The organism is Rhodohalobacter sp. 614A (genome assembly GCF_021462415.1).
In the GTDB taxonomy this organism is placed as follows: domain Bacteria; phylum Bacteroidota; class Rhodothermia; order Balneolales; family Balneolaceae; genus Rhodohalobacter.
Genome location: NZ_JAKEDS010000003.1, coordinates 98308 through 112127 on the forward strand (window position 1 = coordinate 98308; position 13820 = coordinate 112127).

10 protein-coding genes are annotated in these 13820 nt (G+C 40.9%); 2 read left to right on the forward strand and 8 right to left on the reverse strand.

All coding sequences use genetic code 11. From position 1 onward, the window contains the following. Window positions 1–11 precede the first annotated feature (11 nt). Both L0B18_RS14210 and L0B18_RS14215 read right to left on the reverse strand, forming a co-directional pair. Complete coding sequence (locus L0B18_RS14210) at window positions 12–698, reverse strand: DUF4386 domain-containing protein (protein WP_234572458.1); 687 nt, start codon at window positions 696–698, stop codon at window positions 12–14. 14 nt (window positions 699–712) lie between these two features. Beyond that, window positions 713–1690, reverse strand: a complete 978-nt coding sequence (locus tag L0B18_RS14215) for an NAD(P)-dependent alcohol dehydrogenase (protein ID WP_234572459.1) — start codon at window positions 1688–1690, stop codon at window positions 713–715. 336 nt (window positions 1691–2026) lie between these two features. On the opposite strand from L0B18_RS14215, the gene L0B18_RS14220 reads away from it, so the two are divergent. Further along, window positions 2027–3292, forward strand: coding sequence for a polysaccharide deacetylase family protein (locus tag L0B18_RS14220; protein WP_234572460.1), 1266 nt, complete (start codon window positions 2027–2029; stop codon window positions 3290–3292). Window positions 3293–3367: 75 nt separating this feature from the next. Here L0B18_RS14220 and L0B18_RS14225 read toward each other — a convergent pair whose 3' ends face one another. From L0B18_RS14225 to L0B18_RS14245, 5 genes are all read right to left on the reverse strand, one after another. Beyond that, on the reverse strand, window positions 3368–4096 hold the full coding sequence (locus L0B18_RS14225; protein WP_234572461.1) for a siderophore-interacting protein: 729 nt from the start codon (window positions 4094–4096) through the stop codon (window positions 3368–3370). Between the two features lie 62 nt (window positions 4097–4158). Then, complete coding sequence (locus tag L0B18_RS14230) at window positions 4159–7437, reverse strand: ABC transporter permease/M1 family aminopeptidase (RefSeq protein ID WP_234572462.1); 3279 nt, start codon at window positions 7435–7437, stop codon at window positions 4159–4161. Further along, window positions 7434–8321, reverse strand: coding sequence for an ABC transporter ATP-binding protein (locus tag L0B18_RS14235; protein ID WP_234572463.1), 888 nt, complete (start codon window positions 8319–8321; stop codon window positions 7434–7436). Before L0B18_RS14235 ends, L0B18_RS14230 begins: the two co-directional genes overlap by 4 nt. Window positions 8322–8393: 72 nt before the next feature. Further along, window positions 8394–8810 (reverse strand): MauE/DoxX family redox-associated membrane protein, encoded by a 417-nt coding sequence (locus L0B18_RS14240; protein ID WP_234572464.1) that lies wholly within the window; start codon window positions 8808–8810, stop codon window positions 8394–8396. 15 nt (window positions 8811–8825) lie between these two features. Further along, window positions 8826–11222 carry a TonB-dependent receptor gene (locus tag L0B18_RS14245; protein ID WP_234572465.1) on the reverse strand — a complete coding sequence of 799 codons (2397 nt, stop codon included), beginning with the start codon at window positions 11220–11222 and terminating at the stop codon, window positions 8826–8828. A 105-nt stretch (window positions 11223–11327) separates the two neighbouring features. Between L0B18_RS14245 and L0B18_RS14250 the strand changes: the two genes are divergently transcribed. Continuing rightward, a complete protein-coding gene (locus L0B18_RS14250; protein ID WP_234572466.1) occupies window positions 11328–12317 on the forward strand; it encodes a helix-turn-helix transcriptional regulator in 990 nt (329 codons plus the stop codon). Window positions 12318–12548: 231 nt separating this feature from the next. On the opposite strand, the gene L0B18_RS14255 is transcribed toward L0B18_RS14250, so the two are convergent. Continuing rightward, window positions 12549–13820: a hypothetical protein gene (locus L0B18_RS14255; protein ID WP_234572467.1), complete on the reverse strand. Its 1272-nt coding sequence runs from the start codon at window positions 13818–13820 to the stop codon at window positions 12549–12551.

Sequence of the window (13820 nt, forward strand, 5' to 3'; positions counted from 1 at the left end):
TCCGGACAAAACTATTGCTTCTCACGAACTCCCTTAATTAACAGCCATAAGCAAAGCGCCACCTCCCCAATAGCGGCCGTAAATCCAACCAAAGTGGCAAAAACAGTTTCATATTCCGGATAAAAAGTAAACCCAAAACTTTCAATGAGGTATCCGAATGAGGCAATTACAATCAAAATACCCAACACTTTTGGAAACAGTTCGGATTGGTAGAGAAGATAGCCGAGAATCAATAAATGGATTCCAAAAAAAGCGCCGGCAATTAAGTATCCGTAGTTATGAAAATCCATGAACAAAAGCGCGGTTGATTGTAACTGGATCGTTTCGAAAGTTCCTGAGAAAACCGATTCTTTCAACACATAGAGTGCACCGTAATGATTCAACAGGTTTAAACTGCCAATTGCAGGATGTGCGATTAACCGAAATGCCGCCGCAATCAATGAGAGGGTTTTGCTAACCGGTTTCAATAACACATAAAGCAGAATTGCAACGACGGCATCACACAAAAAAGCAATCAAATCAGCGGCCAATCCGGCCCGGAATAATCCTTCTGAGGCCAAAATGTTTTGAGCTGTAGTGACAGCATCGCCGGGAACAATCAATCCTCCGCGGACGAAACCTTCAGCAAAACCGGCACACACAATAATCACCAGATATAAAGCGCCTGCAATTCTCGCTTTCTTTTTAAATGAATTCATATTCTTTCCCCGGTTTATGAATGGATGTTGATAACCGCATTGCCTTTTTTGTGCCCTTTGTCGATATATCGATGAGCATCGGCTGTCTCTTCCAGGGAGTATCGGCGGTCAATCATTGTTTTTACTTTCCCCTCTTTAAAAAGCACGATCAGTTCTTTCAGCATTTTTTTCAATTCGGGAACAGGCATCAAACCGGTAGCTGAAAATTTGGCTTTCTTCTTGCCAGCCAAAGATGTCCTCATCATCTGGAATAATAATGGCATTCCAAGCACGGGGCAAATATAGGCTCCATTCTCAGAAAGAACACCTTTACAGCTTGAGAATGAACTTTTACCGATGGTATCGTAAATAATGTCCCACTCCTCACCGTATTTAGTAAAATCTTCCTTTTTATAATCAATCACATGATCGGCACCGAGCTCTTTTACAAACTCCACATTTGATGTACTGCAGACTCCCGTTACCTCCGCACCAAATACTTTTGCGAGCTGTATACCTGAAGTGCCCAATCCACCGGATGCTCCATTAACGAGAACCCGCTGTCCTTTTTTAATCTTGCCGATGTTCTTCAAAAAGTTCATTCCGGTAAGAGCTCCGTCGCAGATCGGGGCGGCTTCCTCAAACCCCATATCCGGTGGAATATTCATCACCAAATCGTCTTCCGCGATACAAACATACTCGGCATTCCCTCCAAAGTTTACCCCCAATTCTCCAAAAACCTTCTCCCCTGTTTTGAAATGTTTGACTTCAGATCCAACGGCTTCAACGACTCCTGCAAACCCCGTTCCCGGAATTGGATGCTTAGGTTTGGTGAATCCCAGAAAAATTCGTCCGTATAATGGTTCGCCCTTTCTCATCATCCCGTCTGCCCTGGTAACACTTGCTGAGTGAACCCTGACAAGAAGCTCGTTCTCTTTGGGAATGGGTTTCTCTACTTCCTTTAATTGTAAGACCTCCGGGCCTCCATATTTCGTGCATACGATCGCTTTCAAAGTTACCCCTTTTTTATTGTTTAATAAGTAGTTAGAATTTTTAGCCCTGCCAATTTACGTAGATTTCATTGTTTTGGTTTTGATTTTTTTGACTCATAGTCATTTTCTATGAAAACATGATTTTCAGACATTCATTTTGATCTTACCTTTTTGATTACAGACCATCGTATTTTTGTTACTCTTTGTTTTTTAAAGTCTAATTCGTCATACTCTCTCAAATAAACATTCACGTTCCTTCTTGCTATGCTCACGAAAATCATTTCTGCTATATGTCTTGTTCTATTTCTTTGTGTCAACTTTTCCTGTGACCGGGAACAAGTCAGCGAAACTGAAATCATGAAATGGAAAGACGGAAAGCGGGCGGCTGCTTCCCTCACTTATGATGACAGTACCATCAACCAATTCCGTGTTGCTCTTCCCATCATGAACCAACTGAATCTGCCTGGCACATTTTATGTGATTACGGGAGCTATTCCCGGATCGCAATATGAACCAACATTTGTAGGGCGACCGGTAGATGAAATTATTGCCGAAACAGCCGACATTCCAACAAATAAAGAGAACCTGTTTGAACGCGCCTCGGCGATTCGCTTTTTAGGATTAGACGGCACCTATCAATATCACAACCGGGCCGGACAAGCTATGGAATCAGGCAATCTCGAAGAGGCCATCAGTGCTATTGATGAGGGCTACCAACGGGTTAGAAATGGCGAGTTTGTCCCGGATACAACATACGATGAGGAATTATATGACGTCCTGGCCATTGAGGATATGAATGTGGATCTCATCACGTGGGATGAGCTTCAGGAAGTCGCAAACCAAGGACATGAAATTGGCAGCCACACGATTTTGCATCCCTACCTTGCCGTATTGGATTCGGCCAATATCCATCATGAACTGGTGAAAAGCCGGGAAGATATTTTGAACCATCTTGGTCCGGAGCATACGTTTTCTGCCGAGGGCCCTTTTGGCACTGAAAATGAACGTGTGATGGAATACGCTTATGAATTGTATCCTGCTTTGAGGAACCGAATGCCGCATTCATGGCTGGATGAGTTGAACCGCTCGAGCGATGAAGATCCAACTCAATCACAAAATGAATACGTTCAGTGGCAAAGAGGTACACTTTCTGATACGCCCATGGAGACAATGAAATCATGGGTGGATACCTCTCTTGAAAAAGATAATATCTGGCTTGTTCTTGTAATCCACGGTGTGGAAGGCATTGGATGGGAGCCGCTTACAGAATCAGAACTAACAGAATATTTTGGATATATGGCCGATAAAACTGATGACCTTTGGGTCGCCACGTTTAAAGATGTCACTCAATATATCCGCGAACGAATGAACGCAGATGTTGAAACCAACTATGATAATGACCGCATTTCGGTTAATCTGACTCATTCCCTTGACCCGCACTTATACAATCACCCCCTCACCCTCAAAACCTATATTCCTACAGAGTGGAGTTCAATCTCCGTAAGACAAGGGGATGCTATGAATGAAGCAGAAGTGATGAAAGATGATACCGGAACCTACGTATTGTATGATGCGGTGCCAAACGCAGAAACCATTGAACTTTCGCCGGAGAATGTAGATTAAAATATCTCAAAAAAGATTTTTTAGGATTTAGGAGTTCAGATAGCCTGGGCTCAAAAAATCAAGAAAAGAATATCGTCAAAGCCCTCTTTTCCCGTCTGCCCAATAAGGTTCGGTTTGAATTTGTTTTTTACTTACTCCTTTTGATAATAAAAACCGACGTAGCTGTTGTATCGATTTTGCTCTTCCGGTTAAGTAAATAGCCGTGGGATGATCTGAGCTCCATAATTCAAAATCAGTTTTCTTAAGGGATTCAATAGCATATTGTGCAGGATATTGAACAGATTGCTCTACATACACATGTTTACCGCCTATCAAATTAATCCAGATTTCATGATGGGATTCCATCTCAAGAAGAATCCTTAATTGTTGACCGTATAATTCGGCAGTTTTTTGTAAACACATGGCCATCCCCAAAGAGGCTTCATCGCCAAACAGAAAATGTGTTGAACTGGATTTATTATAATTTAGTTTTCCGCCCGGTCCCAGCAACTTAACCGTATCTCCTTCTTTAAGATTTTCTGCCCACAAGCTTCCCGGTCCCTTTCCATGAAGGAAAAAAACAACCTCACAGACTCCTTCTTCAGAATGATAGAAGGAAGGGGTATAATGCCTGAAATCTCTATCATTAACTCTGAATTCAATGACATTTCCGGGTGTAAAGTCCGTATCAGACAGATCTCCTTCAAAACGAACTTTCTTTAGATCTTTATGCAAAAATGTTATACCCGTTACTTTGACAGGATGAACATATTTGCCAAAAAACTTTTCAGAGGCATCCGCCATCCATTTGGGCATTCTGGGCATGATCTATTGTATATATTCTGGATTCTTATTGTTAAACATGTTCCAATGGCACATATTTGAATTCACTCTACCGTTTCAAATATAGCTGTTACCCTTTCCTGCTCTTCAGAGCTTAACACTGATTTTAACCCTACATAAAAATCCTTGAACACTGCATTTTGTTGCTCGGAATTAACCGAACCTGTCCAGTCCGTCAGCATTGTATAGAATTCTTCTTCACCGATTTGTTTAATAAGGTTGTACATGGCCAGTGCTCCCTTATTTTCTTCCAGATAATCAGTCCCATCAGCATCAACTAAAGCAGGTTCAAAATTGGGTTCACCACCTCGGTCTTTTTTGTAGCGATCTTCCTTACGCCGGATATAATCGCCCAATACCTGCTCGCCAAATGTTTCTTTTATAAATTGAAGAGCAACGGCCTCGGGCAGAGCCACACGCAGCATATCCGCCCCACGGACATCAGCAATTTTTATGTTTTGGAACACCCATTGCTTTGCAAGTTCTCGAACAATATTGTAGTAGATATCAGCCAGATCTTCCTGTTTACTGCCATCAGCTGTCCATCCCTGTTTTTCTGAAATTGTGATGATATTGGAATAGGCATAAAAATCATCTTCCTCATAAAAAGGAACTTCCACAACCGTCAGTGTAGAATATGGGTATGAATCCAAATGATCTTCAATAAATGTAATTCCTTGTTGAACAGCGTCTTCAATCGATTCTACATTGTAAGTATGCCGAGGATCGTGCAATATCGTCAGATCAGTATTTGAAATATCTGCTTCATATTTTTGATACGTTGCCGAGCCGATATACCATTGCATAGGCGATGGCTGATTCATCTCAAACCGATAGTAATTTCGCCCGTTCTCATTCCACTGCTCCTGAAGAATTCCGGGAGCAAATGCGGTTTGAGCAGATGATGTACTTACTTGAATCGTTGCTTTATGCCAATTGGCATCTGCCGAATAAACATCTTGCCGAAGAGATAACGAATCTTCAATCGAAGCCATGCGGGACGACAACTCAGAAAGTTGATATTCTTTTCTCGTTCTATTTTCAGTCAGCTCTTTTTCTGAATTGTATCCAATCACCGGAAGGATATCTCTGCCCATCAGAGAACCGTTAAACGTTAAAGCAGACTGCGGATCACCTTGGCTGAAACCAACATAATGGAGGCTCAACTCCCCTTCTATTTCCATCTCTTCATTTGGTGCCAGAGAAGACGGAAGCAGATATGCGTACTGCTGATGACGTTCATCAGAAGAAATGTTTTGTAATGCTTCTCCTTGTGAAGAAAATGAATATATAGATACAAAATCTTTTAGGCTTATATGCAATGTATCAATCGAAGTTTGCGTCGGATTTAGAAGACGCATCGTAAAACGATAATTGGCCTTTCTCTCCTGTGGAAAAATATCAACCGATACATCCAGTCCGGTGATGGTTGGCTGCGGTGCCGATTCCAGATATTTATACCGCTTTTCATACTCAGCAGATTCCATCTCTTCCTGGTCCTCGATTTGAAAGTTGCCTGTTTCATTCACGTTCTCCACAATAAAACTCTGCAAAAACACAAAGCCAATCAGCAAAATGGGGATTGCTACTTTTCCAGAAATGGAAAGCTGGGGATTACGAATGTCCATTCGTTTCAGGAAACTTTTTTCGGCACCGCGGCTCCACCACCAGGCACCGGTCAGTAGCATCGCTGAAACCAACAAGCCCCACATCAAAGCATAATAGTTTGCTGCCACCCCAAAAATGCCGTATCCGTTCATTTCTGAATAATCGGCTGAACCCGGCACAAATGGAAAATAGTACCGAATCTGTTCAATGAGTCCCAAATCTTCTGAAATAAGAAGAAACAGGAGAATAGCGACTCCCAAAATATGGGTCGCAAAACGACTGCCGGTAAGTCCCGCTAAAAAGAAAGCGAGTGCAATCATAAAAATGTAGGTCATCCAGCCCATTTTAAAGCCGTATATATCTTCTATATAAAGAAGCCAATCGATATCAAAAAAACCCTGAACAGCCTGAGCAAGAACGCCACACACAAACAAAGTTGTAGCCATTAAAAATGCGACGCCGGCCATCGCAAAAAATTTCGAAAAATAGGTCACCCAAGTCGGGACAGGTAATGAATCTGTGATCTGCCAGATACTTACCGTTTTCTCTTTAAAGAGTAATTCTCCCGCCCAAATTGTCAACAAAATTAAAATAAAAACACCATTTGGGAGCCGGGTAAATGTCATCAAAGATGTAATAGGAAGCGTATTGGAACTGATGTAATATTCTGCATTCCAGATCAAATTGTAGAGGAAGAACATGAGAGCTGTAATTCCAATAATCAATTTAAACCCTGCCGGGCGAATCACGTTTTTTAATTCAAGCCATGCCAGACGAAATAGTTTTTTTATATTTTCTACTCCGCTGAAATTAATCTGAGGTATAGGGATCGTACTTATCCTGTGCTGAATCTTACCATCTTGATTTTGTATCGACGTTTTGACGGACTTATCTTTTTTTACTTTTTCAGACGCTGCCGTTATAAAGCTTTTGAACCGGAATTTTCTGTATGAGAGATATCCAAGAAGGGCGCTTATTCCTATCCATAACAACCGGTTCGCAATCATAAGTGGAAGTAAGGGGAAATAGCTGTAATTCTTTGCAGAAAGTGACATGCTCTGAACCGTATCACTCGTAATTGTATATCCCATAGGATCCAATAAATAGATCAGCGTTTTGTAGGTTGTATTTTCTCTTGTGCTTTCAGCAATCAAAAAGCAAACCATGATCATAAAAACACCTACATAACCGGCCGTCATATTTCTGAAGAACACAACTCCCGCAATACAGATTGTGGTTAGCAGTAAAATATTGGGAATGGTGAATATCAAAAATCCATGAACTAACGGTCCCCAGGGTGTAGGCCCAAACTGTTCGGCCGGCGCCACACCAAGATAAGGCAAAAGAATCATCCCAAGCGGATAGCCCATACATATCACAACATTGATAAGAAAAGCAGCGTTGAATTTTGCCAGAAAATATTTTTTCTCATGGATAGGAAGGGTATAAATAATTCCAGCGGATTTGTATTCAATATCTTTGAAGAGTGCCGTTCCGGTGATAATTGCAATAACGATACATAATAACATCCCTGTACCTGACAGGTTCTGATAAAAGATGCCCGAAGCATTCATCAACGTGGCGTCATTGATGTAAAAATTGTAGGTACCAATGGTGTACCAGACGCCCTGAAAAACCAACATCAATAGAAAAATATAGGTGATAGGTTTCGAAAATCTGTACGTAAATTCAAAGGGAAGGATCGTTCTGATCATGATAATACAGGCTGATTTTGAGTGAACAGAATATTGAAATAAGCATCTTCCAGTGAAGGTGTTTTCTGCCGGAAACCATTGCCTGGTTCCTCATCAGAAATTACCGTGATGATTAATCTTCCAAGATGAAAGTGAGAGGAAATAACAGCATATTCTTGTTCGTGGATTTCCAGATTTTCTTTTTTGATCTGTTTCTCCCAAAGTTTTCCACGGAGTGAATTCTGAATCTCTTCAGGCTGACCGGTAAGTAAAACTTCTCCTTTCCCGATGATAGCCATGTAATTACAAAGAGTTGAAACATCTTCAACAATATGAGTTGAAAGAATAACCACAGTGTTCTCTCCAATTTCTGAAAGAAGATTGTAAAAACGGTTTCTTTCCAGCGGATCCAAACCGGCAGTAGGTTCGTCTACAATAATCAGTTTGGGATCACCCAGCAGAGCCTGAGCAATTCCAAACCGCTGTTTCATACCACCAGAATATCCTTTGAGTTTTTTCTTTCGAACATCCCAGAGATTTACTTTTTCGAGAAGAGAATCTACCATGTCCCTGCGTTCTCCTTTTGCCACAATCCCTTTCATATCCGCAATATGAGTCAGTAATTCTTCAGCGGTAACACTGGGATAAACCCCAAATTCCTGCGGAAGGTATCCCAGCATTTTTCGAAGCTCTCCCGGTTGATTAAAAACATCAATATCACCAAATGATATATGCCCAGTATCTGCTTCCTGCAGAGTTGCAATGGTACGCATCAGTGTGGATTTGCCTGCCCCATTCTGTCCCAAAAGGCCAAACATACCTTTCCCAATTGTAAGAGATACATTCTTTAATGCCTGTACCCCATTGGGATAGGTTTTAGAAAGGTTACTTATAGTAAGTTGCATAAATGTCTGATTTTTGAATAAAAATTTTTCCCGGATGTAATCAATAAATGGTTTGATGATATATAGAGAAGCTTATAACACTGTTTTGGCCGGCCTCAAAAAAGTAGCCTGAAGAAGCCGAAAATGGTGAAGAATAATCACCAAATTCAGGCTTAACAAGGTGCTGTCAAAAACCATGTATCCTACATTTTTTGAAAAGAATACATGTGTCATTACCAGGCACAACATGAGCGGAAACAGCATCACCGCCCCCAGCAGATATGTTTTTTTAAAGACCAGGAGTCCCCCGCAAAGAAGTTGGCAAACCCCAACAAAACTGAGATATCCCGTTTTCTGAAGTAAATCATAGAATTCAAAAAAAGCTTCACCAGAGTGGGGCATATTGGCTTGAAACACCTCCGAATGATAGGGTAAAAATAATTTTTCTATCCCCGAGTAGATAAATAACAATGCCAACAGAAATCGAATGATATAGATAACCACCTTCATATATCTGACTGGTATTTAAAATTCTGCTGTTAATGTAGCGCCGAATGTAGCAGGAAGGCCGTAGTTTCCTAAACCTCCATATCCTGATATAGCATAGGCGTAACTGAAGTACACTTCATCCGTCAGATTTTTACCCCAAAGTGAGAGTTTATAATTTTCCAACTGTGCAGAAATTTGTCCATTTAAAATGCCGTAGCCATCTTGTGAATAATTGTTTTCTGCACTAAAATACATTTCTGTCTGGAATTGATAATCCAGGGATGCATTGAAATGCACATCATTCAAATTTTTATTAAAAATGAGTCCCAGTCCCCCATTCCAGTGTGGTGAGTAGCCTTGTTCATTTCCGCTGTAATCCACCGTCTCTCCCAGGCTGTTTATGACCGTATACTCCGTCACATCTGTATCCAGATAACCGAGATTCACAAGAGCATTCAATGACTTCGACAGAATCCACTCAGATTCCATTTCCAATCCATAACTGATACTGGTTCCTATATTTTCCCGACCATAATTAAAAGTGGTCATATCAATAATGGTAAAAAGCTGCTGATCCTGATAATCGATGTAGAAACCCGTCAGATTCAATTTTAACCTGTTGCTTAAAAGAGTTGATTTCAATCCCGCTTCATAATTCCAACTTACTTCTTCATCAAATACGGCTTTATCTTCATCCGAGGTCCACGTATTAATCCCGCCAGGTCTGTAGCCTTTTGCTACATTTCCATAGATCAACAGCTGATCATTTGCTTCATACGATAATCCAAACTTTGGCGAGAGCGCATCATAAGAAGCTGATTTCTCAAACTCCCCGGGCATAACACCTAATGGCGGATAGGTATAGGGGGCTCCGTCTTTTCGATAATAATTTTGAACCTCACTCTCCTGTTTGGATATCTCATACCGAAGACCGGCGATGAGGCTTAACTTCTCCGTAAGATTGTAATCCACGTTACCGAAAAATGAAACGCCGTTGTCGGTCGTCAGGTTGTCTTCAATACTGTTGTATGGAAACTGGGCCTGGGTTTCGGGATCTTCATAATACATGGCATTATCGGGTCCCGACGTATATACCTGGTAGAGATCTTCATTAAAATGATAGACAAAAACCCCGGCAAGCCAATCGAACGCAGGATTGCTTTGAGAGGGACGCAGCCGAAGTTCTTCAGAAAGCGTGTACTTTTTAGAATCTACATCTGCGTAGGAGATATTTAAAGGAGTGAAGTCATATTCCTCCTCTTCATCCGTATCCTTGGTTCGCTGGAACGATGTGATAGATGTTAATGAAACCTTGTTTCCGTAATATCCAACTTTCAACGAATTATTCGATAACAGAACCTTATGATTCCCGACGTGGCTATAATTTACTTCATACGGGTGATTTGTTTTTATTGAATCCAGTTGTGCATTGGTGGCACCCGGCGTCCCGGCTAATGCAAATCCTTTCATATCCCGAAACTCCAAACCCGATGAAAGTGTAACATTCCACTTATTGGAAGGAAGCCAGGAAAGTTTCATATTCCCGTTTATTCTCTCATGAGATAAAAGATCCTCACTATCTGGAATGGCCGCATTCTCAACATAGCCGTCTCTCGTGGTGAATCCACCGCCAATTAATGCAAAGAGTTTATCATCAACTAACGGAAGGTGTGTACCGGCATTTACATTAAACTGATTCAAACTTCCATATCCTGCCTTTATATATCCTCCGGCAGTATTCGTCGGTTTTTTAGTTACAATATTGATCACGCCGGCCAATGTATTTCTGCCGTATAGTGTTCCCTGCGGACCTCTTAATACTTCAATTCGTTCAATATTCGTCAAAGCTGCCGGAAACGAATAGGTGCTAAATAGCGGGACATCATCCACATACACACCCACTGTCGGTTTTTCATCGATTGTAAAAATCCCTCTGCTGGCCACCATCGAAAAAATCCCGACGCCATCGTCATACGTCATAAAGTTGGGAGAAATTCTGCCGATTTCATTCAGATTTGATATTTGAAGATCTTCAGCTCGCTGCTCACCGATGGAAGCAACTGCGATCGGTACTTTCTGTAATTCTTCTTCCCTTTTTTGAGCCGTAACAACCAGTTCCTGTAACTCCAGCACATTTTCGCTGAGACGAAAGTTTACTTTCCGGGAATCCGCGTCGATATCAATCTCTTTTGTTTGAGCTGCAAAGCCAATAAAACTTGCCCGAATTTTTTGGTTGCCCGCAGGAACATGCAACAATTCATAGCTCCCCTGGCTATTTGTGACGGCTCCAATCGTCGAATTTAATACCTGAATACTAACGCCGGGAAGTGGTTTACCTGAAGAATCTGTCACCTCTCCGGTAATCGATGTTTGAGCAAAACCAACAGATGTAGATATAATTAAAAAAGTAAATATTAATAGATGTTTGAACATTTTAGCTATTTGTTTAGATTTAGTCTAAATAAGAGCCAAATATACAGCACTCTTTTCTTTTGAGTGTTACGCCAAACGGAATAAAACCTACGCTACAAGTAGAAAATGAAACTGCACATACATGGACAAGATCTCTCAGAAATACTCATCAAAAACCGATATCCCCGCTCCTTTCAGGATGACCAGTCAGATATTGTAGAACAGACCTATGGAGATGACTTTTTCTTTGGAACCGGAACTGTTCATGAAATTTATTTTGAGGGTATACACATTGCTTATGGCGACCTTCACCTCATCCATAAAACTTGCCTCCGATTTGAAAGTGAGATCAAAACCGTAGAAATGCATTTTGCTTTGTCGGGCCAGAGTTTAAGCCGTTCACCAAATTTTAAAGAAGAGATTATTTTTGGTTCTAATCAGCATAACATTGTATATGTAGACGGCTTTAACGGCATTATAGAATGGTCTGGCCTGAACAATAACATGGCGTTTTTAGAAATCAACCTGTTACCGCATATTTTTGAAAAATATCTTCCTGAAGGAACTGAAATTTTTGAGTCTTTCAAGAAAAATATCGACCGGAATAACACATCCAGTTTGGGCTCCCAAAATTTTCCGATCTCCCCACAAATGTTGATGATCATCCGGGAAATCACATCATGCAAAAGAGAGGGGATTTTTAAAAAGATATTCCTGAAAGCCAAAGTTATTGAATTACTTTTACTTCAACTGGAACAGATCAATGAACGCCATTCCCAAACGCCGTATTCAATTAAAAAAACGGACATCAACAAGATGCATGCCGTTAAAGAGATTCTTCTAAATAACCTTGATCAGTCATACACGTTGGATGATCTTGCACTTAAAGCAGGCACCAATGCCTTCACCCTGAAAAAGGGTTTTAAAGAGATCTTTGGTACTACAGTTTTTGATTTCTGGCATGACATTAAAATGCAGCAAGCCAGGAAAATGCTTTTGGAAGAAGGACTGGCTGTGTATGAAGTTTCTGAACAGGTGGGCTATAAATATCCGCAGCATTTTACAACAGCGTTTAAAAAGAAGTTTGGAGTAGTGCCAAGTGATTTAAAAACTTGATAACTATCTGCTTTAATACCAGATACAGGGGTTAGTTGGGTTTTTCTCCAAAAGCATATTCGTTTTGACGATATTTGTCATCCCATTTCTTAAGCCAGGCATCTGCCATACTTTTTTTGTTTATGATTTTTTAGAAGAATTGTTTTTTAGCAAAACTTTTAAAAGAAAGAGCCCTGAATCCACTTGAATTCAATCATTCCTGTGGATGGGCTCTCCTCAAATTTTCTGTAATTAATGACTATACGAAAGATCATATAATCCAATCAATTCGCCACCGGTAACATCAAATGCTTTTTGAGATTGGCCTGTGGATGGATCATATTCGTAATAGGCATTTTCGGACGGTGTAACAACCGGAATGTAGAGTTTCCCATTTATTTCCGTAATTATATTTACTGAAAAAGGAGAAACATTCGGAAAGTCAGGGAGCGGCGTTACGGTTTGTGCCTGTAAATCAAGCTCACTCCATCGTCCATTTTGAGCATTGTATAAAATATCAAACGCCTGTACAATTTGCTCATCCGAGAGATTGGACGGATCGCCACCGACTGAAGCAACAAGTTCCAAAAGCTCCTGTGGTATATCTGTGGCAACGGCCGCATATGCTTTGTTATTTTGATGGTAATAGAGGCCATTGGTAACGGAAAGCAACTGATTTGAAGGATTTGCTGTAAATGCCGGAGGAAAATCGTAACTGTCATCAAATTCGTTGGAACCTGCCGGGATTCTCAAAACTGTAGAAATTGGATTGGTTCCGGTAGGATTTCCGGTATCAGCTACATAAATATTTCCCTGCTCGTCAATATTGTTTTGGCCAAATCCAAATACAGGAATGGATTGTCCACTGGCCATTGAAGTGGTTCCTACGTAGGTCCCCGTTGATACATCCGCAATATGCACGATGGTAGAATCAAAAGAGCCACCTGCATTGGGCCGTACAGGAGCAAATACCAAATCGTCTCTGAACGCGAACGATTCGTACCTTGATGGAGCCGGAGTTGTGGCTGCACTCATATCAATGGTTCCTTTTATACTAAGATCAGACGGATCAAAAACCGTAATTTCATCAGGATTATTTCGGTCATGATATACACCTGTGTTTTCGTCCTTAATTTTAATTGCAAAAGAAGAACCGTCTACCGTAGGCAGTACACCTTCTTCAATAATCTCTCCTTCACTGTTAACCACGATTTTCGCAAAACCGCCTGATTCATCAGGACGAACCATAAAAAATGCTCCGCCTATAGCATCAACCGGATAAAAGTATTGGAAATCGGTTCCGGTACTAAGGTCTACTGTGCCGGTTGGCATTTCTTCTTCATATTTCACCAAATATGTATTTGAAGGAGTCATTCCGGTTATAAGGAAACCAGTCTTTTTATTTTCAGACTCGTCTTCTCCACCGGTGCTGTTATCACTGCATGAAGACAAAACCACTGTCAGTGTAACTAACAGGATTATAAACATACTTGCTTTTGTGCTGTATCTATGTAAGAGGTTCAT